Source organism: uncultured Vagococcus sp., from assembly GCF_963518325.1.
Lineage (GTDB): Bacteria > Bacillota > Bacilli > Lactobacillales > Vagococcaceae > Vagococcus_D.
The window spans coordinates 52,015-77,234 of sequence record NZ_CAUQJB010000014.1 but is presented as its reverse complement, the minus strand read 5'-3'; the positions used below and the strand labels follow the sequence as shown (position 1 = coordinate 77,234).

Genomic DNA, 25,220 nt, shown 5'->3' with positions numbered 1-25,220 from the left:
ACCTCCACAGTTACTATTAAGATTTTTTTATCTACTTACTTGCTTTTAATTCTAAGACCGTATCACGTAAGGTGGCCGCTCGCTCAAAATCAAGTGCTTTAGCCGCATCTTTCATTTCTTTCTCCAAACGCATGATCACATCGTCTTTCTCAGCTTTACTCATCTTATTGTACGCAGTCGCAATGTCATATTTCTCGCCATCGTCTTCTGCCACTTTGGTAATACTGATTAAATCACGAACTTCTTTAATAATGGTCGTCGGCACAATCCCGTGTTTTTTGTTATAAGCTTCTTGAATACTCCGACGTCTAGCCGTTTCATCAATCGCTCGCTGCATGGAATCCGTAATTTTATCGGCATACATGATTACTTTACCCTCTGAATTACGGGCTGCCCGTCCGCTAGTTTGAACCAGTGATCGTTCGCTACGTAAAAAACCTTCTTTATCCGCATCGAGAATCGCTACTAAAGACACTTCCGGCACATCTAGTCCCTCACGCAACAAGTTAATTCCGATCAAGACATCAAACTCGCCTAAACGCAAGTCACGGATGATTTCCGTTCGTTCCATGGTTTTAATATCACTGTGCAAGTACTTAACTTTCATTCCCAGTTCTTTGAAATAATCCGTTAAATCTTCTGACATTTTTTTCGTTAAAGTCGTAATAAAGACCCGTTCATTTTTCTCGACTCGCATATTGATTTCCCCGACCAAATCATCGATTTGCCCCATAATTGGACGAACTTCAATAATCGGATCAAGCAAGCCCGTTGGTCGAATGATTTGCTGGATAACCGTATCGGTTTGTTCCATTTCATAAGGACCTGGGGTCGCCGATACATAGATAATCTGATTGACGTGTTCTTCAAACTCAGTTAATTTTAAAGGACGGTTATCCAAGGCACTCGGTAAACGGAAACCATAATCCACCAGCATTTGTTTACGAGCTCTGTCACCATTATACATGCCACGAATTTGCGGTAAAGAAACATGTGACTCATCAGCTACGATTAAGAAATCATCTGGAAAGAAATCTATTAAGGTATAAGGGGCCTCCCCTTCTTTGCGACCGTCCATATGGCGGGAATAGTTTTCAATCCCTGAGCAATAGCCCATTTCTCGCATCATTTCGATGTCATAATTTGTTCGTTGCTCTAGTCGCTGAGCTTCTAACAGCTGATCGTTATCCCGTAAGATTTTCAACCGCCATTCCAGTTCTTCTTGAATATTGGCAATCGCCACTTCCATCTGATCATCATTGGTCACAAAATGTTTAGCTGGAAAAATTGCCACATGTTCACGATCGCTCATAATTTCACCTGTTAAGGCGTCCACTTCACGAATTCGTTCGATTTCATCACCGAAAAACTCCACCCGCATGGCATGTTCATCACGAGAAGCAGGAAAAATTTCCACCACATCCCCACGAACTCTGAAACGGCCACGTTGAAAATCAATATCATTGCGTTCAAACTGAATATTGACCAGCTCTTCTAATAATTTACTGCGGTCCATTTCCATCCCCGCTCTAATGGAAAGAACTTGATCCTGATACTCTTCTGGATTCCCTAACCCATAAATACAAGACACCGATGCCACCACAATAACATCATTACGTTCCAGTAAAGAACTCGTGGCGGAATGCCGCAGTTTATCAATTTCATCATTAATACTGGCATCTTTTTCAATATACGTATCACTCGAGGGAACATAAGCCTCCGGTTGATAATAATCGTAATAGCTGACAAAGTATTCAACGGCATTATTAGGGAAAAATTCTTTAAACTCGCCATAAAGCTGGCCAGCAAGGGTTTTGTTATGGGCGATAACTAAGGTAGGTTTATTGACTTCTTGAATGACATTTGAAATGGTAAACGTTTTCCCAGTACCAGTCGCCCCCAAAAGTATCTGAGCTTTTTTGCCACTGACTAACCCTTCCGTTAATTCTTTAATGGCATGGGGTTGATCGCCATCTGGTTTATATTTTGAGACTAATTCAAACTTCCGATCTGTCTCTCTTTCAATCACATTATCTCCTCCTTTTGCTTATGGGTCCGGTGTCCACTATCGGTAAGTGCTGCCGTTATTCTTACGAATTTATTCGTTAGAGATAAGGGACAACGTAGTAAAGCACTAACCATAGGGGCCCTCCTTTTGCTGGTCTGACTTTTTCCGATGCTTTGGCATCATCACATTCTGAAAGAAAGTAAAAATAGTGAGACGACTTAGGAGCCACTCACCTAATTTCACTTTCTTCTGTCTTCCTCATTAAGGGCATTAATCTATGTTAAACACTGCTACTGCGCTCTAAAAAAAACGAAACATGTGTTCCTTATTCAACTATTTCATTTTATCATACCGAACGTATTTTCGCCACCAAAATGCAACAAAAGTTACAGCATTTTACTATGAAAGAAAACTGTAAGTTGTTTCATTTTAACCTTTCTCTTTTCATTTTAATTTTTCTAATATATAATGGAATCTGCTTAAACAGGTAATTTTCAGGTAAGCCTTACCTGTCAGATAACGCCTATCCCCCAAGCTAAAAAATGCCCTGATACTAATGGTTAGTAATCGGGGTACTGACCTAATATGTTTAAAGGAGGAATTTAACAATGTCATTACCCAAAATAATGAAACAAGCTCTTGTAGCAACCACACTTTTCCTTTCCCTAGTAGGAACACAAGTTGCACAAGCAGAAAAGAAAGATACTTATGTTATCGGAACAGATATTACCTTTGCACCATTCGAATTTTCCGACAGTGATGGTAATTATATTGGTATCGACATGGAACTACTTGACAGAATTGCAGATATTAATGGCATTACCTTTGATATCAAACCTGTTGGCTTTAACTCGGCCGTTCAAGCTGTAGAAGCTGGACAAATGGATGGTGTCATGGCTGGAATGACGATTACTGAAGAACGTCAAAAAAGTTTTAACTTCTCCAATCCTTATTTCCAGAGTGGAATTCAAATGGCAGTTGCTGAAAAAGACACCGAGATTACCTCCTATGAGGATCTAAAAGGGAAGACAGTTGCGGCTAAAACCGGAACTGAAAGCTCTGAGTTTATCGAAAAAAACAAAAAGAAATATGGCTATAAAATCAAACTTTACGACACAGCTGACGTGATGTACAGCGTTTTGAGTGCTGGTAACGTGGATGCCATTTTTGATGACTATCCTGTTATTGGCTACGCCGTCAAACAAGGTCAACCATTAAAATTAGTGGGCGATTATGAAAAAGGTGGTAGTTACGGATTTGGCGTGAAGAAAGATCGTAACCCGGAACTACTGGAAATGTTTAACAAAGGCTTAGCCGAGTTAAAAGAATCCGGTGAGTACCAAATGATTCTCGACAAGTACATCTCTGCTCCAACAGAAAATAACAAAGATGAACAAACCTTTATGGGGATTATCAAAAACAACTACCAATCCTTACTTAAAGGTCTTGGATATACCTTATTAATTACCTTCGCTTCTTTTATTATTGCTTGTATTATAGGGATTATTTTTGGTTTAATGAGTGTTTCTGAAGTAGCTGTTATGCGCGGAATTGCTAGCGTCTATGTTGATATTATTCGTGGCATCCCTCTTTATGTTTTTGCCCTCTTTATCTACTTAGGCATTTCAAACTTTGCAGGCATTAAAATGGATCCTGTTGTCGCAGGGATTATTACTTTAAGCTTAAACGCTGGTGCATATATCGCAGAAATCGTCCGTGGTGGAATCAACGCGGTTCCGTCAGGTCAAACCGAAGCAGCCCGTAGTTTGGGAATGCCTTACAGTAAGACCATGGTCAAAATTGTGTTGCCTCAAGCTTTTAAAATTATGATTCCTTCTTTCATTAATCAGTTTGTCATTACTTTAAAAGACACCAGTATACTTTCTGCTATTGGTATTTTGGAATTACTGCGTTCTGGTCAGATTATCATGGCTCGTAACTTACAGGCCTTCAAAGTGCTACTAATCGTTTCCATTATGTATTTCGTTGTGATTACAGCATTAACTAAACTATCTAAACAAATTGAAAAGAAGGTGTCACGCAATGGCAACTAAAGTATTTGTTGAAAAACTCGTGAAAAAGTTCGGTGATCATACTGTTCTAAATGAGCTAAGTACTACGATTAATGATGGTGAAGTGGTTTGCTTAATTGGCCCTTCTGGCTCAGGGAAAAGTACCTTTCTCCGTTGTTTGAATCAATTAGAAGAAGCGACTAGCGGGACGATTGTGGTTGATGGCTTTGATATTACGGATAAAAAAACTGATATTAATCTGGTTCGTCAAAACATTGGCATGGTTTTCCAACACTTTAACTTATTTCCTCACCTAACTGTTTTGGAAAATATCGTTCTTGCCCCAACTGATTTAAAAGTCCTGACTCCTGATGAGGCCAGTAAATTGGCTATGGAGCTTCTAACAAAAGTCGGTTTAGCAGATAAACGAGACGCCTATCCAGATTCCTTATCAGGTGGTCAAAAGCAGCGTGTAGCTATTGCTAGAGCCTTGGCAATGAAACCCGACATCATGCTTTTTGATGAACCAACATCCGCCCTTGATCCAGAAATGGTCGGTGATGTCCTTGGAGTCATGAAACAACTGGCGGAAGACGGCATGACCATGGTGATTGTAACCCACGAAATGGGTTTTGCTAAAGAAGTCGCCGACAGAGTTATTTTTACAGATGGTGGTAAATTCTTAGAAGAAGGCAACCCTCTTGATATCTTTGATAATCCCCAACATGAACGGACGAAAAGTTTCCTAGACAAAGTCTTAAACATTTAATTCCCTTCAAAAAAATTCCCCAAACCGCTATCATGGTTTGGGGAATTTTTTAGATTAGCATGACTAAACCAGGAATCACTAAAACGCAGACACTCAGCCATTTCAAGATAATCAACTTGCGATATCTCAGCTGTGAGAGTAAGGCCGTTCCTAAGAATAAGAAGGTAACGGCATAGCTGTATGCCAGAAATGATTCATCCGGCCAGCGACCGATAGCAAAAATAAAAATGACTGACATCAGAACTGAGAAACCAAATAAAACATAGGTGACATTCGCACGTTGATCTTTGGTAATAACCATCATCTACCACTCCTTGACTTATGCTTTGGCTAAATCAATTATACCACACTTTTGAAAACGGTTCACAAAACCCGTTTTATTGCCCGCTTGAATGTCCCGAATAGTCAATCGATGCTTCCTTTCATTTTTAGGATTGGCATAGTCCTTCCTAAAAAGTCAGTGATTCTGATTGTTCATCTAACTCCTCATAAATCATCTCTTCTAGTCCTCTAGGCACAATAACATTGATGGAAATGAGTCCAACGTCTGAGTAAAAGCTAATTTCTTCAGAGGTCTTATCATTTAATGTATAGAGATAACCAATCTCCATTGGTTTGTCAATATTTTGACATATGACTTTATCAGACCTTACACTAAGATTATATAGTTGTCGATAAATTTTAAGATAATAACTATGGTCTGTTTTACCTAAAAAAGTAATCGACTCCGATCAATTACTCTAGATTTATCGTAAAATGATCAGTTATTTAGTTTTTCCAAATCACTTTCTGTTGCGTTTCCTTCCTTAATGTAGTCATAAGAAAAATCTTTTTTTCTTCTGTCTCGGATGCTAATTGACTGGTTCCGACTCACTTGAGTAAAATTAACCAAATTTTGACATTTTTGATAGGTAATACCACCTGCAATAACAGTAATACACAAGACGCCAACCAGTCCGCTGCACTTAGTTGTATTTGCTTCACTATATAGCCTCCCTTGGGACAGGCTATTTTAGTCACTCTACCTCAAATCAACAAAACCCATGAGTTCTCGCTAAAAAAGCTTACTTAGCAAATTTTCACGGCTTTATATAAGCATATCCTACTTGCTGTAATTCGATTAATCGGATTACTCCGGCTGGGACCACGTTAACCCAAATAGGAAGTTGCGCCACTTTGATTTCATGGCCATCAAGCGCATTTTGACAAGCTTCGAATGAAACAGATTGACTTTCCTGAGTCATTTCTGCGACTAATATGCTATTCAAATAACCTGTGATTGCCCCGCCATTGACCACTAATTTGATGTCAGCCTCTTGGGTTTCCTTTAACAAATTACGAATATTTCCTAAAGCAACCGACCATTTTTCTGGTTCGTTAACATGAAAAGCTACCTTTAACATTTGACCACTCCTATCTGACCATTTCACGATACCCTCTCACAATTTTAGCGACATCAGCTGAAAATTCACGAGTGTTGATAATTCTCGCTTTCCGCAAATACTCCCGTCCTTCAACAAACAGCAGTAAGACGGGAACCGTCAATACGCTAAATGCTTCTGCAACTTCCGGGGCAGCCAAAGCGTCGATTTCAAGCTTGATCACATCGTCATAAGCCTCAAGTAATACGTCAATCTGGGGCTTTAAGCTATGACAAACGCTACAGTTTGGCTGGCCGATATAAAGAAAAACCAACTTCTCTTCCTGAATATAGCGCTGTGCCTCCAGCATGTCAACTTTTTTTAACATCTAATCCCCCCCTTTAGTTCTCATTATAAAGGTTCAACTTGTTTCTTACTAATAATAAGTTCCTTAGCAAAAAAAATCCCTTAGTTAAAAAGGAGTCGATAAAAAACACAGTCTCCATCAAGAAACTGTGTTCACCATAAAAGCTAGCATGCCAATGATATTAATTCAACTCCACATTGTGGTGGACTTGCTGTACGTCATCTAAATCTTCTAAGGCATCAATTAGGCCTTCAAAATTAACTAGATCATCGCCTTCTAGCGTCACTTCATTTTGTGCCATCATTTCTAATTCGGCAACAGTAAACTCTGTAATCCCATTTTCATTCAGAACTTTACGCACATTGTTAAAGTCTTCTGGTTCAGCATAGATAATCACTTGACCCGCTTCTTCCATCACATCACGGACTTCGATGTCAGCTTCCATCAGTAATTCAAAAATCTCATCACTATTTTCGCCTTCGAATCCAAAAACAGCCGTGTTGTCAAACATATAAGCAACTGCTCCACTAACACCCATGTTACCACCATTTTTCCCAAAAGCAGAACGAACATCGGAAGCTGTTCGGTTAACATTATTTGTTAACGCATCGACGATAATCATTGAACCATTTGGGCCGAATCCCTCATAGCGAAGTTCAGAATAAGTTTCATCGCCAGTTCCTTTGGCTTTTTCAATCGCACGATCAATGACGTGTTTTGGGACGTTGTATGTTTTGGCACGATCAATAACAAATTGCAGTTTTTGATTTAAATGAGGATCTGGTTCGCCTTGTTTAGCCGCTACATATATCTCAATTCCAAACTTCGCATAAACACGGCTAGTTTTTCCTTCTTTGGCAGCTTTTTTCTCTTTAATGTTTTCCCATTTACGACCCATATTCTTCATCTCTTTCCTAATTCTATAGTTATCCTTTACCATTATACTGATTTATCATCCATTTGTTAAGCATTTTTTACTGATTAGTAGAAAAGTTCTCTAAAGCAACGAACCTTTTTCGTGAGCTAACAATAAGACGTTTAGTATATAGGAATTAAGAAAGCTAAAAGCAATACCTACTCCTACCGCCAACCAGCCGTAGGTTAGTAATCCCATCCCCAGAACAAGGAAATTAATATAGCGGATGGCTATGGCAACCCTAACCTGAGGGGAACGTTTATGAATAGCCAAGGCAATCACATCCATGCCAACCGTTGAAGCGTCGGAAGAAATGCAACAATAATAACCAATAGCAATAAATAGGCTGGCAAATATAAAATCAACAGGCAAGTTAACTCTTACTTCAAAAGGTAAGGAATAAAATAAACTAAATAATATCATGTAGCAAACACTGCTGACTAAGGATCGCCAAAAATTCCCTTTGCCGAGAAACACATAACAGCTCGCTAATAAGACTAAGGTGACTCCATTAGTTAAATAAAGTAAGGGCAGTTTAGTTATTTTCTCCAAAATCATGGCCAGACTGGTCACCCCACCATTAATAATCGTATTGGGTTTCATCCACTTAGCATAGGCGAAGGCCATGAACACATTTCCCACCACAATCTTCCCTAAAGGTACTAGTCTTTCTTTCGTCATATTGTCACTTCTTTTTTAGTTAGTTCAGCCTAAACTGATCAATGGTTTTCGGTAATAATCTTGAGCTTTGCTGTCTGTCAATAATTGATAGACTTGCCCCGCTCGAATATCCAAATGTAATAAGCTCTCAGTTGTTTTATTAAGATTGGTCACCATTGGTAGCTCAATCTCTTTTCGTCGCTCGCTTAAAAACTGGCGTCCCCTGTCATTAAATCCTAAAATCCTTAAATAACTGTGCTCTCGAACTTCTTCGATTTCCTCCACTTTGACTTGAATTAATAAATACGTACACAAGCGTTGAATTCGCGTCCAAGTGAAGCGTTTGGTCTTAACCAGAGAGACAAACTCCCCAAATGAATTTGCTTTTACCGCCATTTCTTTTAAGCGGAACTCTATGCCTTCCACTACTTGATAACAGCTAGCTAACTGGTCCACAGAGCTTACCATCAATTGATACTTTAATAATGGCCAGGCCCCTTCCCAAGACGCTAACTTAGTAGCTGTTAATAGTTGATAGGTGTCTTCGGGAACCACCCTTTCGATTTGTCGAAAATCCCCTAATAAAGTGGCCTTACGTATCGCAGTGCCACTGGCAAAATCAAAAGACTCGATTTTTTCTTGGTGATGATGGCTTACTTCACGTTTAATCGGTAACAGAGTCATAGGAGAAGTAAATTTTTGGTTGGCTTTGGCATAACTCATGCCTAATATATGATTAGGAGTCTGAAAATCTAATTGCCATTCTGGTAATAGCTTGCGATAAACTTCCGTCATTTGCTGAGGATAGTTCATGCCATTATTACGAATCTCTTGAAAAGCTTGCGCTAATTCTACTTGATGGCTTTGATTAAATTCAGCAAAAGCCTGATAATCCAAGGTTTCATCAGAATCCGTGCCAAAACAAAGAGAATCGACGCCGAGGGCTTGTAGTAGCTTAACTGCCCCAAAACCAAAATAATCAGCCGATTGAACGGCATAAGCAAAAGGCAGTTCAATGACTAAATCAGCTCCGTGGGTAAGGGCAACTTCCGCCCGCTGCCACTTATCAATAATGGCTGGCTCTCCTCGCTGCAGGAAATTGCCACTCATAACTGCAACAACTACCTCAGCCCTACTAACGTCTCTGGCTCTTTTTAAATGGTAGGCGTGACCATTATGGAAGGGATTATATTCAGTTATAACACCACAACTTTTCATCGGTAAGCCTCTTTTCTCATTCAAACAAAATAAAGGGAACAGAAAGATTCCTCTCCCTATTCCCTTTGCTATTAGTTTATCATAATTAATCGGTCATTGCTTCAATATATTTATATGCTTCTTGTCCAGCAATACTACCATCGCCAACGGCCGTGGCAATTTGACGTAAGACTGTCTCACGAACATCGCCAATGGCATAAACACCAGGTATGCTTGTTTCCATTTTCTCATTTGTTGGAATCCAACCTTCTTCATTGGTAATGCCCAAGTTTTCAAATGGTTTGGTTAAGGGATCTAAGCCAACATAAATGAAAACACCATCAGCAGCCATTTCTGTGACCTGATTGGTTTTAACATCACGTAAAGACAAACCAGTTACTTTCATATCACTTCCCAGAATTTCATCCACCGTTGTATCCCAAATAAACTCAATTTTATCATTTTTAAAGGCCCGATCTTGCAAAATCTTTTGAGCCCGTAATTCGTCACGACGATGAATGATGGTCACTTTATCTGCAACTTGAGTTAAATAACTGCCTTCTTCAACGGCAGAATCACCGCCGCCAATAACCACTAAGTGTTTATTGCGGAAGAAAGGCCCATCACAAACCGCACAATAAGAAACACCTCGACCACTAAACTCATCTTCACCGGTTACCCCTAATTTACGATGTTCAGATCCCACAGCAATAATCACTACTTTCGTATCGTAATTACCATCTTCTGTTAAGACTGTTTTATACGACCCGTGATCTTCAATACCTGTTACGAAGCCATAAGCATGTTCAGCACCAAAGTTACTTGAATCCTCTAACATTTTCATGCCTAAATCTGGACCAGTTACCAGGCCAACACCTGGGTAATTTTCCACGTCTGCCGTATTATTCAACTGGCCTCCAGGAAGTCCACCTTCTAATACTAAGACTGATAAATCTGCTCTTGAAGCATAAAGAGCCGCGGTCATTCCGCCAGGTCCTGCTCCAATAATAATTACGTCGCGCATATATGTACATCCTCTTTCTTTTCAAATTCTATCCTTACTTTACCGTTATCTCCCTTTTTTGTCTACCCTTTTGCCTGTATTATCTGTCGACTTATTTGAAAATCGACTCTTGACTTTAATGTCAAAGAATCTTGGCATTCTGCCCAAAATTGGTCATAGTAAGCCATTAAATTCCCTAGTATCTTGACATTAGCCCCCACTTCTTTAAAATAACCAATGAAGAGCAAAATAACTATTTTTCATCGTCAGGTAAAATGAAAGGAGCCATCATGAAGTTTTCAAGAAAAATTTCCATTTCCGATCGGGAACTGTTCTTTCTGAGTTGGCCAATTTTTGTGGAATTATTCCTCCGAGTCGCCATCGGAAATATTAACGTCTTTATGATTTCCAAATATTCTGAACCTGCTGTGGCAGCCATCGGAGCTGCTAATCAGCTGTTAAATTTATCGGTATTCGTGTACGGCTTTATTACTGTTGGGGCACAGATCATCATCGCTCAGCTAATTGGTGCGAAGAAAAAGGAAAAAATCCCAACGATTATCACAACAGCCTTGATTGGCTCTGTTATATTGGGATTGTTAATCAGCTTAGCCTTTATTCTTTTTCCAGCTCAGTTATTGCAATTTATGAACTTAAAACCTAATCTAGTTGAGATTGGCAAAGGGTATATACAACTATTTGGCGGCAGTTTGTTCGTTTCCTCTATCTCTGCCACTATTATTGCCATTCTTAGAAGCCACGGCTTAACCCGACCCGCCTTATTAATTCCTATGACTGCCAGCATTATCGCGGTTATTGGGAATTACGTAGCTTTGTATGGGCCTATGGGTTTGCCTAGTTTCGGTGTGAAAGGGCTAGCTATGGCCAGTGTTGTAGGAAATTCTGTTGGTTTAATCATTGCTGGTGTCTTATTGACTAAACATCTAAATTTTCATCCCTTAAAAATGAAAAAGGCCAATTTTTCTTTGCCAGACTTAAAAAATATCTTAACCTTAGGTCTGCCGTCCTCTGGAGAATCTTTGTCTTATCAGGCGGCACAAGTTGTGGTAACCATGATTGTAGCTTCGTTAGGGCAAAGTGTGTTGATCGCTAAATCCTATGTGACGGCCATCACTCAATTTGTCTATCTGGTAGCTGCGTCTCTGGCTCAAGGGAATCAAATCATGGTCGGTCGCAACGTGGGGGCAAAAGAATATGACCGTGCTTATACTCGCGGCATGCGGACAATTGTTATAGCCACCCTTAGCTCTTTGCTCATTAGCACCTTAACCTTGATTTTTATCGAACCGATTATGGGCATTTTTACAACGAATCATGAAGTAATAGAAATTGCTAGAATTGTCTTTGTTGTGGATATTGTTTTGGAAGCTGCTCGTTCCATCAACATGGTCATGGTCAGTGGTTTAAATGCGACAGGCGATGTTAAGTACCCCCTTGTTTGCAGTTTGATTGTCCTTTGGGTTATTAGCCTGCCTTTTTCTTACGGCCTGGCCATTTGGCTGAAAATGGGACTCGTAGGTGTCTGGGTAGCTTATGCCATCGACGAAGTCTTACGTAGTATTTTGATGATTTACCGTTGGCGTTCTGGCGTCTGGCGTAGCAAGTCCACCATTACCTAAACTCTCACGCTGGAACTCACTGTCACTCACGGGGCCAATCGAGTCCGCTTTTCAACACCCAAAAACACGTTAGACACTAAATCCACCATTTAGATGTCTAGCGTGTTTAACTGTTTTTATAGAAATAAATCGCTAATTGCGTCCGATCCCGCAAGGCTAATTTATCCAGCATCGTGCTAATGTAGTTTCGGACAGTTCCTTCACTTAGAAAAAGTTTTTCTGCTATTTCTTTGTTGTTAAGCCCTTCAGCAATTTCTGTTAAAATAGTCTGTTCTCGATCACTTAAACAACTGTTAATTTTATTTTCCTTCTTCGCTGACAGTAACTCTGGCATTAAGCTGACGATTTGATCACCAAAAACCGATTGCCCTACATGAACAGCTTTAATCGATGGCACAATTGACTCAAAATTTTGCTTAAGAATATAACCTTTTGCGCCAATCTTTAGGGATTGAACCACATAATCGTTATCCAAAAAGGTCGTCAAAAAGACAATTAACGCTTGAGGAAACTCTTGTAAAATAATTTCTCCTGCTTCCAGTCCTGTCATATCCCCCATCCTGATGTCCATCAATAAAATATCGGGCCGTGTTTGCCGATAAAGCTCGATAGCTTCATGACCTGAATTGCCTGTTGCAACAACCTCCATCTCCGCCTGAGCATTTAAAATGGTTTTTAGCGACAAGCTCACTAATTGGTCATCATCAATAATTAAGACACGCATCTACTCTTCCCCACTCTCTTTTGGTATGATTGCAAGAACTTGAAAACCATCACTTTGTTGCTCAGCCGTTAAGCGGCCCCCTTGTTTCATCATCCGCTCCTTCATACTATTGAGGCCCATCCCAACCTCTAGCGGGTTCTTTGATACGTTATTACTGCCGTTATCTTTTATTAGCACCCGATAAAAAGCTGGCTGTTCGACAACTTCCAAAAAAACCTTGGTTCCATTTGAATGCTTCATAACATTTGCTAAAGACTCTCGGATAATCATCAATAGGTCCATCTTTAGTCCTGCACCAATTGCCTCCTTAATGTCATAATGAAACTCAATCGAGTACTCTTGAAAACTATCAACAATGAATAACAGAGATTCTTTCAAATTCAAGGAGTCATCGTGAAGATTATGGACACTGTCACGAATATTATCCATTCCTTCCTGGACTGTCGCTTCTAATAAATTGAGAGGATCTTCTAGTTTTACATCTTGATTTAACACGTTTAACGCGCCGATTTGAATCAATGAGCTAGATAATAAATGCCCCACATTATCGTGAATATCTCTGGAAATTCGATTACGTTCCTCCGCAATGCCTAAGGTTAAATTTAAATTTTGTTCTTCAATTAAATGAAAGTTTTGCTTTTCCAATAAAAACCGATGTTCTTTGCTTGATAAATCAAGACGTCTATAGTCTTCTGATAACTTAAGACTCTTCTCCATTTCCTCACGTAAGTAAATCGCCATCAACCCTAAAAACAAATAAAAGGCCAAGACTGAAAAATTGTCCAAATAGCTTATGACGATTAAGACGATGCCGATAAAGGGAAATATAATATAAGTAACTCCCTTGTCTCTTTCCAGAAAGTCATAGAGCAAGACTGGAAAAAATAAGGCATATTTAGAAAAGAAAACAGCCAAGACAATCGTTCCTATCAGAGCAAGAGCCTTCATCAAAGAACCCGGTTGATAAATAATTAAAAGACTGCTAACGATTATCAGCAAAATGAACCCAATGTCTTTGACAACAAACTCATCTTGATACAAATTGAGTAAACAACCAATTAACAGCAGACCTTTATTTTTAAACCCAACCTTCGTTTCATTTAACATCTGTCTTTCCTTTCCAGCTGAATATGTGACATTTGTCACTTCATGATTAGCTAATAGTCACTGTTATGACGACGTGTTTTTAGTTATAGTATAAGTATACCCGATGAAACGCAAAATCACAGTTATTTTTTACATAAAGGAGCTTAATTATGACAAACAATCAAACGATTATCAAGGTAATAGATTTAGTGAAAAAATACGATAAATTAACGGCTTTGGATCACTTTAGTTTAACAGTTAAACAAGGTGAGGTACTTGGTTTACTTGGCCCCAATGGCAGTGGTAAATCCACATCAATCAACTGTATTTTATCCCTATTAACTTACGATCAAGGAGAGATTCAATTGTTCGGTGAAAAAATGGCACCAGATAAAACCGAGCTCAAGCGTAGAATTGGTGTTGTTCCTCAAGATGTAGCGGTCTTTGAGGAACTCACTGTTTACGAAAATATCGATTACTTTTGTGGCCTCTATATCAGTAACAAGGACAGAAGAAAAACCTGTGTCGCTGAAGCCATTCGCATCGTCCAACTGGAAGAGTTCCTTAACTTTTATCCCAAAAAATTAAGTGGTGGTTTAAAGCGCCGTTTAAACATTGCTTGTGGCATTGCCCACGAACCTGAGTTGATTTTTTTCGATGAACCAACGGTGGCCGTCGATCCTCAGAGCAGAAACAATATTTTAGAAAGCATTCAAGAATTAAATCGCAAAGGGGCTACGATTGTTTATACCTCTCATTATATGGAAGAAATCGAGCAAATTTGTTCGGAGATCATTATCATGGATAAGGGTTCTATCTTAGCCAGTGGCACAAAAGAGGACCTCAAACGAATGATTCAAACTAGTGAAAAGCTCCAAATTGAACTGCCTCTCTGCCCATCAGACTTATTGACTACCATCAAAAATTGGACTGGCGTTCTTCATGCAGATTACGATGGGACTACCTTGCGATTGGATACTCTAAAAGAAGAAAAAGTTCTTTTAAAACTCTTGCATCATCTCGAATCAAAGGATTTACTTTTTGGTGATTTCTACAGCTTACAGCCAACGTTAAATGATGTCTTTTTGGAAATAACAGGAAAACAGTTACGGGATTAATCAGACATCTCGTTCCATTGACAGATTCACATCAGTTGACGTCATTAATTCAATGACCGAAGCTATCTCACAGACACGGAGGAACACTATGTTTAACCATTTATTTAGCTATCGATTTAAACAATTACTCAAAAATAAAAGTATCATCTTTTGGAGCTTATTTTTTCCTATCATTTTAGCTTGTTTTTTCAAGATGGCCTTTAGTAATTTAGATGACCAATTCACTTTTAACACAATCCCTGTTGCCGTCGTTAAGACCATCGACTCCCCAGAAAACCAACGCTTTACGGATTCACTTAAGACTGCCAAAAATGATCAACAAGCTATTTTCAAAGTGTCCACCACTGACAAAGTCACTGCCGATACCGCTTTAAAAGAAAATAAAATAAGTGGTTATTATTTGTTGGAAGAGGAAGCACCACTTTTAGTCATTAATAATAATGGCTTTAATCAGACCTTCCTAAAAGACTTTCTACAACAATTCACCTATATCACCGCTGCTATGGGGGATATTGTCAGAGAAAAACCGGAGCAATTTTCCGAGTCTCTAGTGAATGATCTTTTGAATGCTCACACCTATACTGAAAAAACGGTCTATGGTGAAAATGAACCAAAATCAACAACCTTGTATTTCTTTACGGTCATTGCCATGGCCTGCATGTTTGGCATGAATTGGGGTATAAAAAACAGTTCCGATCTGCAAGCGAATCAAAGTCCTAAAGGCCTGAGAATGAGCATGAGTCCCGTAAATAAATCTACGCTAATTTTCACCAATTTATTAGCGGCCTTTCTTATTTTTTTCGGTGAAATGTTATTGGTCCTTGGCTTTATTCGATTTGTTTTAAGAGTTGATTTTGGCAATCGCTGGTCACTGATTTTGCTAACTTGTCTGATGTCATGCCTTCTGAGTATTTCACTAGGATCATTAGTCGGTAGTGGCATTAAAGGGAACTTTAATTTAAAATCAACCATCGTCACTACGGTGTCGGTCTTTGGTGGCTTTTTATCCGGAATGATGTTTCCAGATGTTAAATATTGGATTGATCAGCACGCTCCGATTATTGCCTGGTTAAATCCTACGAGTCTCATCACAGATGCCTTATATAAATTATTTTATTACACTGACTTAACCAGCTTCTTTATGACCATTGGCATGATGCTTATTATGACCGTTGTCATTAACATTGCTAATTACTTAATAATGAGGAGACAAGCTTATGCCGATATTTAAGGCCTTTTTCAATATTGTTAAAAAAAATAAAATGACCTTTGTTTTAGCCATTGCTATTAATCTGGCCATTACTTTCGCCTATTCTCAAGTCAATCAAACAGATAACAAAGGAAGTTTTGATGCGGATAAGAGCCCAATCGCGATTATTAACCAGGATACAGGTGCTACTGCGAAAGAACTGGAAAGCTATCTTAGGAAAAATAGTACGGTTGTCACAATTGATCCATCTGAAAAAGGGCAACAAGACGCTCTCTTCTTCAAAAAAGTCCTATATATCGTCACTATTCCTAAGAATTTCTCAACTGATATGGCCGCTGGCGAAAAACCAGCTATACCAACTAAGGCCATACCTAGCTCTCAGGCAGACTTTCAAACTTCAACTTTAATCAATCAATTTGTTAATAAAGTAGCTTTTTACTATGCTAACTTTCCTGAAAAAAGTGAAACAGCTATTTTAAAAATGGTCGCCACTAACTTAGGAAATGACGCTGCTGTCTCATTTGAACCCACTGTCACCAGTGGCAATAAAAATGAAACAGCCCGAATCTTCAACTTATTGGCTTACGGTCTCTTTATGACCATTTTGTCATCGATTGGTATTGTCAGTCTCTCTATGAATCGTCAAGATGTAAAAGACCGCAATAACTGTTCGCCACTTTCTGAGCGCAAACGCAGCACTTACTTTTATTCTGCTGTCGCCTTGTTCTCACTTATCAGCTGGGTCATCTTTGTCGCAATCAGCCTAGTACTGTCAAAATCCAGTCTTGGCGATTCCATGACTCACTTACTCTTACTGAACGCTTTCGTCTTTCTACTAGCGATGATTAGCCTGGCCGTCACGGTGTCCTATTTTGTCACCACCACCGAAATGATTTCCGGTCTAAACAATATTCTGGTTCTGGGAACTTGTTTTATCAGTGGCGCTTTTGTTCCCCAAGAAATGATGAGTGAACCGGTTTTAAAAATCGCTTCTTTCTTCCCAACTTATTGGTATATTACAAACAATCACTTAGTCGCTAACTTGGAGACGTATAGTAGTCAAACCTTAGCCGAATTTTATTTCAATATTGGTATCTTGCTACTCTTTGTCTTAGCCTTCGCTTTAATTGGCTTTATCCTTCGCAGAGAACAAGGCGGTTTATCAAAAAAGAAACGTAAATCAAAACTGGCATAAACAAAAAAGCACAGCCCAATAAAATTAAGTTGGGCTGTGCTTTTTTACATCTCTTTGTTTAAATAAGCCAATGCGTAACGTGTATATAATTCGGCCCCCATCTTCAAGGCATCTTCATCGATATTAAAGCGACCATGGTGATGCGGCCAACAACTGTCTTTATCGGGATTACCACTCCCCACTAAGGCAAAGGCGCCAGGTCGGTCACGCATATAAAAGCCAAAATCCTCAGCTCCCATAGTTGGTGCTGGACCACCAATCGCCTCTTTACCAAAGTAATCTTGAGTGATTTCTGTCACTAATTGAGCAGATTCATAATCGTTGTCAACTACCTCAGTCATACGAACGTAATCAACACTTGCTTTAGCACCATATAAACCAGCTAGCTGTTGAGCGTAATGACTGATTTTTTCTTCCACAATTCCACGGGTTCCTTCATTAAAATTACGAATAGTTCCTTCCAAGTAGGCATCTTGCGCAATAACATTAAAGCGTTGGCCCACATCCATTTTGCCAATAGTCACCACCGCTGGATGTAAGGGATCTATTTCTCTTGAAACGATTGTTTGAACCGTGCTGACAAATTGAGAGGCCACAATCGCTGCATCAACCGTCTGCTCAGGCATCGCTGCATGACCGCCGACTCCTTCAAAATGAATTTTAACAATGTCAGCCGCAGCAAATGAAGGTCCTGGGTAACAACAAACCTGACCTACGGGAACCCCTGACCAGATATGTATGCCAAACACGTTGTCAACACTTTCCAGAGCGCCTTGTTCAATCATCAATTTCGCACCCTTTGCCACTTCTTCTGCTGGTTGAAAAATCAAACGAATAGATCCGTGAATCTTTTCCTTTAGTTGAACCAATACCCGAGCTGCAGTTAAAAGCATTGCCGTATGGGCATCATGGCCACAAGCGTGAGACTTCCCTTCATTTTGAGAGCTATAGCTAAGCCCCTCATTTAGTTCTCTGACAGGTAATGCATCCATATCGGCACGTAATAAAACCATCTTACCAGGATGTGAGCCTTTGATTGTGGCAATAAGACCGGTCGGATTACCTAACTTGTAAGAAATAGCCAACTCGTCCAATTCCTTGGCAATCCATTTGGTTGTTTCAAATTCTTCCATTGATAACTCCGGATGCTGATGCAGATAACGCCGCATGGTAATTAACTTCTCTTCCTCTGCTTCGATTAACGTCTTAATTTCTTTTGTCATGTTTTCTCCCTCTCTCTATCTAATTAAGCCCACAAAAATACCAGCAATAATCACTGATACAATCGTAACAGAAACAAATCCACCTACGAGCATTGGCGGCACCATGTGGTCTTTTAGGACTTCCTGTTCTTTTTCATCATCGGTTAAACTGCGAATGACTTCCAAGGTTAAAATATAATCTGCTGGAAATCCATATAAAGCTGTCAAAGAAGTGGCAAAGGCCATTTGTGGACTAACCTTCAACACCTTAGCCGCACCCCATGAGAATATATATAAGCCGATGACGCCTGCCACAATGATTACGAGCATCGGATACAATAAATCCATTAGCATCGTCGGTGTCGATTGTTTTAAGCCATCAAAAATATAAGCCATTAGAACTAAAATAGCAAACCCGTAACTGTTGGATTTAGTCAATGGTGCTTTTTCTAAAAAACCTAGATAGCGAGCCAATACTCCAAACCCTAAACACATCACAAAAGCGTTTATTGAGATAACTGGTGCTAATAATTGACAAAATTGTACCGCTAAAAATGCAACAATGGCAATTCTTAGTAAGGTGAAATGGGTTGTATCAAAATACTTAGGCAAAATCGTTAATAGTTTTGCTGGTTTTTCCTGATCTTTCGTTGTTCCTTCTGGCAAGACTTCCTCTTTTTTCCATTTTCCTTGGCGGTGAAGTGTCAGGGTCTGGCGGCCTTCTTTTTTCAAAACTATCGAAGTTAATGGATAACCGGCGAATCCCTGCATCACATAAATCACAACTGCTAAGACAGACAAATCCGTTAATCCAGCGTTAGCAGCGGCTTCGGACATTAACAAAGCCGACACAATCCCTCCAAGAAGGGGTGGTGTCCCCACAATAACAGTATTATAATCTGTCAATAACATCCCGATGGCAAATATTAAGACAACTGCCCCTACCATTGCTACCAAACAAACTAGCACGTATTTCCACTGTTGTTTTAACTCATCCAATGACAACATCGTGCCAATATTCGTAATGAGCAAGTAAACAAATAGCGTTGACAACGTCGTTGAAACACCTGCTCTTTCAATTAAATCCTTTGGCAATACGGTCCAAAAACCGACTAGAAACAGCATTCCTGAAACGAACACCGACGGAATCCAAGCCTTGGTTTTAGCAGAAACAATCTCTCCAATCACCAAAATACTTGCTACACAAATAAATGCACCTAATAAACTCACTTCTCCACTTCCTCCATTTGACTTAATTGTTAGTTAATCAAAATTATCTGATAATTCCGACAATCTAAAACTACCTTTTGAACATTACAGGATTCATGGTCTTTTGTAAAGATTTTTTTCGAAAAAGACATCTTAAAAAAATGAGATAACTCAAGAAAAACTTGGGCTCCCCTGCCGTTGTTGCTTGGTTATGGGAATCCTTAACTCGAATGAGTAAAGAGAGACACTATGGCATCCCTTTAGATACAATCATTTGCTCAGCACCTAAGCCTATGAACTCCCCCTATAATCTAGGAAAAAGCTGTCCGCCACATTTAGTACAACCAAGGATTAGCAGATAGCTCACACCTCTATCCCTTTTATGTCTCAAGCATACAGCAAAAAAACATTAAGATACCGAGTATCATTGGTATCTTAATGTTTATCATTCACAAGTCTTCAATAATCAGACTATTCATTCTGTTTACTCTTCTGCAAACGATACATGTCGAAATACAACCCACCATGCTCAATTAGTTGATCGTGATTTCCCCGCTCAACAATACGTCCTTTATCCAAGACTAAAATCAAATCGGCATCACGAATGGTTGATAGTCTATGGGCAATCGCCAAAGTAGTCCGACCTTTTCGCATCTTGGCCAATCCCTCTTGGATCAAGCCTTCTGTTTCAGTGTCAATATTCGCTGTTGCCTCATCTAACACTAAAATTTTCGGATCAGTTACAATTGTTCTGGCAAAGGAAATTAACTGCCGTTGGCCACTGGAATAGCTAGCACCTCGCTCAATGACTTTAGCGTGGTAGTTATCCGGCAATGTATTAATAAATTTATCCGCTTGTACAAACTCCGCTGCATCGCGAATTTGATTATCCGTGATGTCTTTATTTAACAAACGAATATTCCCCGCAATATCACCGTAAAACATAAAAGCATCTTGTAACACTAATCCCATTTTTTTACGGAGTTCTTCTATAGGGAAGTCACGAATGTCTTGATCATCAATCAAAATTTCCCCTTCATAAAACTCATAAAAACGCATCATCACATTAATAATCGAGCTTTTACCGCTCCCAGTATGACCGACTAATGCCACCGTTTCACCTTCATTGGCAATAAAACTAATGTTGTTTAAAACTTTGTGAGTGCCATCATAGGAAAAACTGACATTGCGAAATTCAACTTTTCCAAATTTAATTTCAGCTGCTGCCTCAGAATGTTGTTGAGGAGCCAGTTCTGTGTCGTCCATTATTTTTAAAATACGACTTCCAGCAACCATGCCGTCTTGAAAAACACTAAGAAAATCCATCATATTGATCATCGGTTGGAAAAAAGTTCTCACATAAGAAATAAAAACAAAGATAACCCCGACTTCAATAGGATTGGTTAATGAGATTACGCCGAAATACCCAAGAACTAACCCAATAGACAAAGCCACCAGTAAATTAATGACCGGGGCTAACAATAAGGAGTTGGTGCGAATCATTTGAAAACGAGTTTGTAAATACTCCTCATTGGTTTGATCAAATTCTTTTTCCAAGCGTTTTTCCTGACGAAATTGCTGAATAATGCTCATCCCTGAAATCGATTCATTTAATTTCGTGTTTAGCTGGCTTAGACGTTCTCGCATATTACGATACACCCGAGAGCTAAACTGTTGATAGTACCAAATAATCACCAATAAAATAGGTAAAAACACCATACAGATAAAAGTTAATTTGACATTGATGGTGAACATCGCAGCGAATGAAGAGACAATCGCAAATACCCCTGTTAAGACATAGAGAAAGACGTACCAAAATTCAAAGAGAGACTCCGTATCATTGGTCACACGGGATACGATTGAACCTGCTGGGGTTTTATCGAAATAACGCATGCCCATGGTGTGAAGTTTTGCAAATAATTGACTGCGGATATACTGATAGGTCTTTAAAGAAGCTTTTGAATATAAATAAAATTGGAAAAACCAGACAACTGCCTTAATTAAAGTTCCAACTAAATAAAGAAACGCGAAAAAAAAGATCGTTTGTTGTGTGGCAGTTTTAGGTTCCAAATAATTATCAATTAATACTTGGATAATTTTCGGCATAAAAATATTAATCACCGATAAAATTACTGCCAACGATATCGCCACGGCATACTGCTTTTTGAAGGGGTTTGTGTATTTCAACAAGCGCTTGACAATCGTGACTTGTTCCTTAACAGGCATTGACTTTGCCCAAGCTGATTCAACTTGTTCAGACATTATTCGCCACCTCCTTCGATTTTTGCTTCTAATTGTTGTTGATCATACATGCGAGCGTACCAGCCATCTAGAGCTATCAATTCCTGATGGGTGCCTCGTTCAATAATTTGACCCTCATCAATCACGATAATTTCTTGAGCATGCATCACACTGCTAATTCGGTGAGCTGCAATAATGGTGGTTTTATCACCTCGGATGGCTTTTAAATTGGATAAAATTCGTTCTTCCGTCTTCGCGTCCACTGCTGATAAGGCATCATCCAAAATTAATAATTCAGGATTAATGACCAAAGCTCGGGCAATTGACAACCGTTGCTTTTGACCACCAGATAAAGAAACGCCACGTTCGCCAACCAGTGTGTCGTAGCTTTTTGGCATCTCCATGATATCCTCATGAATAGCGGTTAATTCAGCCGCTTTTTCCACTTCGTCTTGACTGGCGTCTGGATTAGCAAAACGGATGTTATCTCGAATCGTCATAGAAAATAAAAAATGATCTTGAGGCACATAACCAATGGAGGTGAGTAACCCGTCCAATGAATAATCACGAATATCTTCATCACCAAACGTAATACGCCCTTCATACTGATCATACTCACGCAATAATAATTTCATAATCGTGGTCTTGCCAGCTCCTGTTTTGCCAACAATGCCCAGGGTACTGCCTTCTTCAATTCTAAAGTGAATATTGTGGAGTGTATCTTCTTCATCACCGTGGTAGCGGAATGCATTCATATCAAAAACCAAGACTCCTCTTGCTTCTTCTTGAATAGCACCTTCTTTTTCCACAATATGTGATTTCTCGTGCAACAATTCTTGTACTCGGTCGTAACTAGCACTACCACGTTCTAGCACATTAAAAAGACGACCTATAGCAAACATCGGCCAGATCAACATGGAGATATAATCGATAAAGGTAATCAACTGACCAATCGTTATCACATCCTTCATAATAAAGGACCCTCCAACGATGATTGTTAAGATGTAAGACAACCCAATAATAATGGTAATAATCGGATCAAACAACGCGTCCAAAACGTTGACTCGATTGCTTTTTATGATGGCATCGTCGACTTTTTCTTGAAAATCAACCATGTCTTCTTTCTCTTGGCCAAAGGTTTTAATGACTTTGATGCCGGTAATACTTTCTTGTGCCTTGTCGTTAATAGTAGAAAAAGCTTCCTGAGACTTGCGAAATGCCCCATGTAATTCAGAGCCTAATTTTCGTGACGTAAATGCTAACAATGGTAATGGCAATAAGGCAATCAATGTTAAACGCCAGTCTACAAAAATAATCATGGCAATAATCGTAACCCCACCATTGACCAATGAATCGGCAAAGGTTAAAATTCCCGCTCCAGCTACATTTTGAATCGCAGACAAATCATTGGTGGCATGAGCCATTAAATCTCCTGTGCGATATTTTTGAAAAAAGACATTGTCCATCACGGTAAAATGATGAAATAATTGTTTTCTTAATGATTTTTCTAATTTAGCTGCGCTTCCCCAAATATTAGTTCGCCAGACGTAACGCAGAATATATTGTAACACTGCTACCCCTGCCACAATGCCAACCCACATAATCAGACGACTAGCCGTCAAAGTTTTATCTGCTATTTCATCGATGACTATCCCGATAATTCTTGGCGATACAATTTGCAACATGGAGACTATCACAAGTGACGTGACCCCAATGATGTAGGATTTTCGTTCTTCTTTAAAAAACCATCCCAATTTCCTAAATATTTTCATGCAGTTCTCACAACTCCTCCACTAACTTATTCCTTTTTTGCTAAAACTCACCTACTATCATGATATGAGGGCGCAAAAAGACAGGCAGATTAAAAAATCTGCCCGTCTTTTTTGCTCTCATACGATCTGGTTCAAAATATTATTTTTTCTCTGGCTTGCCTGCCTGATTTTTCATATTTTGCATCATTTGACGAATTTTCTTCTCAGATGGTTTTTGTCCCATTTGCATCATCATCATACGTAACATATCCTCATTAACGGGAGGATTTTTCTTCAAGTAATCTTCCATATATTTACGCGCAAGAAAGAACCCACCAACTGCGCCTAATGCCAAAGCAATAACTGCGATTAAAATTACATATCCTGTACTCATTTTATTCCTCTCCTTCCTTTCAACTTGTACTCTCAATAACCAATTGTACTAAAAAAGAGCACAAATGAAAAGTTAAAACTTAAAAATAAGCAAATCTTTTTTTTTACAGCAGTTTAAATTCAGCTATAATGCCTATCCAGCGGTAATCTCCGCTAACAAGTTCTCATTGAAGGCGCCTGAACGCAACATGGCAATTTCGTGTTTATAAGGGGCTTTGGCTGTCTTTTTATCTTCTCCAACATAAGGTGTCTCTAAAATTTTCGGTAAACTCTCCAAAGCTGGATGGTGAACAATTCGATTTAAGGCCTCAAAACCAATCGTTCCAAACCCAATATTGGCATGGCGGTCTTTATGGGAACCACGAGGATTTTTAGAGTCATTAACATGAACTACTTTCAAACGATCTAAGCCAATAATCCTATCAAACTCCGCTAAAACAGCATCAAAATCCGTCACATCATAGCCAGCATCGTTGATATGACAAGTATCAAGAGTCACTGACAATTTGTCGTTAAAGGTCACACCGTCAATAATTGCGGCAATTTCTTCAAAGGTGCGACCAATTTCCGTCCCTTTTCCAGCCATGGTTTCTAAGGCAATTTGGGGAATTTGATCACGAGTCAAAACTTCGTTTAACCCTTTAATGATTTGCTGAATCGCTGCTTCTGGACCAGCTCCCACATGTGCCCCGGGATGCATGGTGATTTGGGTGCCTCCAAGTGCTTCAGAACGGACGATTTCTTCACGTAAAAACTGAGTGGCAAACCCAAAATTTTCCGGTTTAACAGTGTTACCTAAGTTGATAATATAAGGGGCATGGACCACCATATTGCTCAACCCTTTTTCAGCCATATAAGCTTTTCCAGCCTCGATATTCATGTCTTCAATCGCCTTACGACGGGTATTTTGCGGGGCACCAGTATAAATCATAAAGGTCCGTGCATCGTAGCCCGCCGCTTCCTCTGCTGATCCTAATAACATTTTTTTCCCACTCATACTAACATGTGAGCCAATTAACATAAATAAATCCTCCTCGTATTGAAATGCTTTTGCAACATTCAAAAGCTATCTTCTTTTTAGTTTAGTCTTTTGCTAAACCTCAACTTCTAAATTGTATAACTCTTTGAGTTAAGTCTCAATATAATTGCCTTAAGTTA

General features: G+C 39.3%; 21 protein-coding genes and 2 pseudogenes. 6 read left to right on the top strand and 17 right to left on the bottom strand.

Going from position 1 to position 25,220, the window contains the following annotated elements:
* Positions 1-31: 31 nt before the first annotated feature.
* Positions 32-2,029: an excinuclease ABC subunit UvrB gene (gene uvrB, locus RWN13_RS12825; protein WP_314064187.1), complete on the bottom strand. Its 1,998-nt coding sequence runs from the start codon at positions 2,027-2,029 to the stop codon at positions 32-34.
* A gap of 587 nt (positions 2,030-2,616) precedes the next feature.
* Between uvrB and RWN13_RS12820 the strand changes: the two genes are divergently transcribed.
* Positions 2,617-4,062: an amino acid ABC transporter substrate-binding protein/permease gene (locus RWN13_RS12820; protein WP_314064184.1), complete on the top strand. Its 1,446-nt coding sequence runs from the start codon at positions 2,617-2,619 to the stop codon at positions 4,060-4,062.
* Positions 4,052-4,789, top strand: a complete 738-nt coding sequence (locus RWN13_RS12815) for an amino acid ABC transporter ATP-binding protein (RefSeq protein ID WP_314064181.1) — start codon at positions 4,052-4,054, stop codon at positions 4,787-4,789. Before RWN13_RS12820 ends, RWN13_RS12815 begins: the two co-directional genes overlap by 11 nt.
* A 49-nt stretch (positions 4,790-4,838) precedes the next feature.
* Here RWN13_RS12815 and RWN13_RS12810 read toward each other — a convergent pair whose 3' ends face one another.
* The 7 genes from RWN13_RS12810 to trxB all read right to left on the bottom strand — a co-directional run bounded on the left by RWN13_RS12810 (position 4,839) and on the right by trxB (position 10,314).
* Positions 4,839-5,093 (bottom strand): hypothetical protein, encoded by a 255-nt coding sequence (locus RWN13_RS12810; RefSeq protein WP_314064179.1) that lies wholly within the window; start codon positions 5,091-5,093, stop codon positions 4,839-4,841.
* Between the two features lie 775 nt (positions 5,094-5,868).
* The gene (locus RWN13_RS12805) at positions 5,869-6,192 is read right to left on the bottom strand and encodes a DsrE family protein (protein WP_314064177.1); all 324 of its coding nucleotides are present in this window, start codon (positions 6,190-6,192) and stop codon (positions 5,869-5,871) included.
* 10 nt (positions 6,193-6,202) lie between these two features.
* Complete coding sequence (locus tag RWN13_RS12800; protein ID WP_314064175.1) at positions 6,203-6,538, bottom strand: thioredoxin family protein; 336 nt, start codon at positions 6,536-6,538, stop codon at positions 6,203-6,205.
* Between the two features lie 160 nt (positions 6,539-6,698).
* Positions 6,699-7,415 (bottom strand): YebC/PmpR family DNA-binding transcriptional regulator, encoded by a 717-nt coding sequence (locus tag RWN13_RS12795; protein ID WP_314064174.1) that lies wholly within the window; start codon positions 7,413-7,415, stop codon positions 6,699-6,701.
* Between the two features lie 99 nt (positions 7,416-7,514).
* Entirely contained in the window at positions 7,515-8,114 is a 600-nt protein-coding gene (locus tag RWN13_RS12790; protein WP_314064171.1) for a YitT family protein, read from the bottom strand.
* Between the two features lie 24 nt (positions 8,115-8,138).
* Positions 8,139-9,311, bottom strand: coding sequence for a nucleotidyltransferase (locus RWN13_RS12785; protein WP_314064168.1), 1,173 nt, complete (start codon positions 9,309-9,311; stop codon positions 8,139-8,141).
* Between the two features lie 85 nt (positions 9,312-9,396).
* Positions 9,397-10,314 carry a thioredoxin-disulfide reductase gene (gene trxB / locus RWN13_RS12780; protein WP_314064165.1) on the bottom strand — a complete coding sequence of 306 codons (918 nt, stop codon included), beginning with the start codon at positions 10,312-10,314 and terminating at the stop codon, positions 9,397-9,399.
* A gap of 269 nt (positions 10,315-10,583) precedes the next feature.
* On the opposite strand from trxB, the gene RWN13_RS12775 reads away from it, so the two are divergent.
* Positions 10,584-11,933, top strand: coding sequence for an MATE family efflux transporter (locus tag RWN13_RS12775; RefSeq protein ID WP_314064162.1), 1,350 nt, complete (start codon positions 10,584-10,586; stop codon positions 11,931-11,933).
* 106 nt (positions 11,934-12,039) lie between these two features.
* Here the strand turns inward: RWN13_RS12775 and RWN13_RS12770 are convergent, their stop codons facing one another.
* Positions 12,040-12,657, bottom strand: coding sequence for a response regulator transcription factor (locus RWN13_RS12770; RefSeq protein WP_314064159.1), 618 nt, complete (start codon positions 12,655-12,657; stop codon positions 12,040-12,042).
* A complete protein-coding gene (locus RWN13_RS12765; protein WP_314064157.1) occupies positions 12,658-13,764 on the bottom strand; it encodes a histidine kinase in 1,107 nt (368 codons plus the stop codon).
* A gap of 149 nt (positions 13,765-13,913) precedes the next feature.
* Here RWN13_RS12765 and RWN13_RS12760 point away from each other — a divergent pair, with 149 nt between their 5' ends.
* From RWN13_RS12760 to RWN13_RS12750, 3 genes are all read left to right on the top strand, one after another.
* On the top strand, positions 13,914-14,861 hold the full coding sequence (locus tag RWN13_RS12760) for an ABC transporter ATP-binding protein (RefSeq protein WP_314064154.1): 948 nt from the start codon (positions 13,914-13,916) through the stop codon (positions 14,859-14,861).
* An 88-nt stretch (positions 14,862-14,949) separates the two neighbouring features.
* A complete protein-coding gene (locus RWN13_RS12755) occupies positions 14,950-16,092 on the top strand; it encodes an ABC transporter permease (protein WP_314064151.1) in 1,143 nt (380 codons plus the stop codon).
* Positions 16,079-17,266: an ABC transporter permease gene (locus RWN13_RS12750; RefSeq protein ID WP_314064149.1), complete on the top strand. Its 1,188-nt coding sequence runs from the start codon at positions 16,079-16,081 to the stop codon at positions 17,264-17,266. Before RWN13_RS12755 ends, RWN13_RS12750 begins: the two co-directional genes overlap by 14 nt.
* A gap of 44 nt (positions 17,267-17,310) precedes the next feature.
* Here the strand turns inward: RWN13_RS12750 and RWN13_RS12745 are convergent, their stop codons facing one another.
* From RWN13_RS12745 to RWN13_RS12720, 7 genes and pseudogenes are all read right to left on the bottom strand, one after another.
* Positions 17,311-18,489: an amidohydrolase gene (locus tag RWN13_RS12745; protein WP_314064147.1), complete on the bottom strand. Its 1,179-nt coding sequence runs from the start codon at positions 18,487-18,489 to the stop codon at positions 17,311-17,313.
* A 15-nt stretch (positions 18,490-18,504) separates the two neighbouring features.
* A complete protein-coding gene (locus tag RWN13_RS12740) occupies positions 18,505-19,698 on the bottom strand; it encodes a hypothetical protein (protein ID WP_314064145.1) in 1,194 nt (397 codons plus the stop codon).
* A gap of 450 nt (positions 19,699-20,148) precedes the next feature.
* Positions 20,149-21,939, bottom strand: coding sequence for an ABC transporter ATP-binding protein (locus tag RWN13_RS12735; protein ID WP_314064142.1), 1,791 nt, complete (start codon positions 21,937-21,939; stop codon positions 20,149-20,151).
* Positions 21,939-22,637: pseudogene (locus RWN13_RS23670) on the bottom strand (ABC transporter ATP-binding protein); the annotation flags it as partial. The pseudogene RWN13_RS23670 and the gene RWN13_RS12735, both read right to left, overlap by 1 nt.
* A 68-nt stretch (positions 22,638-22,705) precedes the next feature.
* Positions 22,706-23,690 (bottom strand): annotated as a pseudogene (locus RWN13_RS23665) (ABC transporter transmembrane domain-containing protein); the annotation flags it as partial.
* A gap of 139 nt (positions 23,691-23,829) precedes the next feature.
* Entirely contained in the window at positions 23,830-24,063 is a 234-nt protein-coding gene (locus tag RWN13_RS12725; RefSeq protein ID WP_314064138.1) for a YneF family protein, read from the bottom strand.
* A 132-nt stretch (positions 24,064-24,195) separates the two neighbouring features.
* Positions 24,196-25,083 (bottom strand): deoxyribonuclease IV, encoded by an 888-nt coding sequence (locus tag RWN13_RS12720; protein ID WP_314064135.1) that lies wholly within the window; start codon positions 25,081-25,083, stop codon positions 24,196-24,198.
* Positions 25,084-25,220: the final 137 nt, after the last annotated feature.

Bases quoted from the DNA above. Each gene is read 5' to 3' on its own strand.
- RWN13_RS12820 (WP_314064184.1), top strand. From the start codon at position 2,617: ATGTCATTACCCAAAATAATGAAACAAGCTCTTGTAGCAACCACACTT.
- RWN13_RS12815 (WP_314064181.1), top strand. From the start codon at position 4,052: ATGGCAACTAAAGTATTTGTTGAAAAACTCGTGAAAAAGTTCGGTGAT.
- RWN13_RS12810 (WP_314064179.1), bottom strand. From the start codon at position 5,093: ATGATGGTTATTACCAAAGATCAACGTGCGAATGTCACCTATGTTTTA.
- RWN13_RS12805 (WP_314064177.1), bottom strand. From the start codon at position 6,192: ATGTTAAAGGTAGCTTTTCATGTTAACGAACCAGAAAAATGGTCGGTT.
- RWN13_RS12800 (WP_314064175.1), bottom strand. From the start codon at position 6,538: ATGTTAAAAAAAGTTGACATGCTGGAGGCACAGCGCTATATTCAGGAA.
- RWN13_RS12795 (WP_314064174.1), bottom strand. From the start codon at position 7,415: ATGGGTCGTAAATGGGAAAACATTAAAGAGAAAAAAGCTGCCAAAGAA.
- RWN13_RS12790 (WP_314064171.1), bottom strand. From the start codon at position 8,114: ATGACGAAAGAAAGACTAGTACCTTTAGGGAAGATTGTGGTGGGAAAT.
- RWN13_RS12785 (WP_314064168.1), bottom strand. From the start codon at position 9,311: ATGAAAAGTTGTGGTGTTATAACTGAATATAATCCCTTCCATAATGGT.
- trxB (WP_314064165.1), bottom strand. From the start codon at position 10,314: ATGCGCGACGTAATTATTATTGGAGCAGGACCTGGCGGAATGACCGCG.
- RWN13_RS12775 (WP_314064162.1), top strand. From the start codon at position 10,584: ATGAAGTTTTCAAGAAAAATTTCCATTTCCGATCGGGAACTGTTCTTT.
- RWN13_RS12770 (WP_314064159.1), bottom strand. From the start codon at position 12,657: ATGCGTGTCTTAATTATTGATGATGACCAATTAGTGAGCTTGTCGCTA.
- RWN13_RS12765 (WP_314064157.1), bottom strand. From the start codon at position 13,764: ATGTTAAATGAAACGAAGGTTGGGTTTAAAAATAAAGGTCTGCTGTTA.
- RWN13_RS12760 (WP_314064154.1), top strand. From the start codon at position 13,914: ATGACAAACAATCAAACGATTATCAAGGTAATAGATTTAGTGAAAAAA.
- RWN13_RS12755 (WP_314064151.1), top strand. From the start codon at position 14,950: ATGTTTAACCATTTATTTAGCTATCGATTTAAACAATTACTCAAAAAT.
- RWN13_RS12750 (WP_314064149.1), top strand. From the start codon at position 16,079: ATGCCGATATTTAAGGCCTTTTTCAATATTGTTAAAAAAAATAAAATG.
- RWN13_RS12745 (WP_314064147.1), bottom strand. From the start codon at position 18,489: ATGACAAAAGAAATTAAGACGTTAATCGAAGCAGAGGAAGAGAAGTTA.
- RWN13_RS12735 (WP_314064142.1), bottom strand. From the start codon at position 21,939: ATGTCTGAACAAGTTGAATCAGCTTGGGCAAAGTCAATGCCTGTTAAG.
- RWN13_RS12725 (WP_314064138.1), bottom strand. From the start codon at position 24,063: ATGAGTACAGGATATGTAATTTTAATCGCAGTTATTGCTTTGGCATTA.
- RWN13_RS12720 (WP_314064135.1), bottom strand. From the start codon at position 25,083: ATGTTAATTGGCTCACATGTTAGTATGAGTGGGAAAAAAATGTTATTA.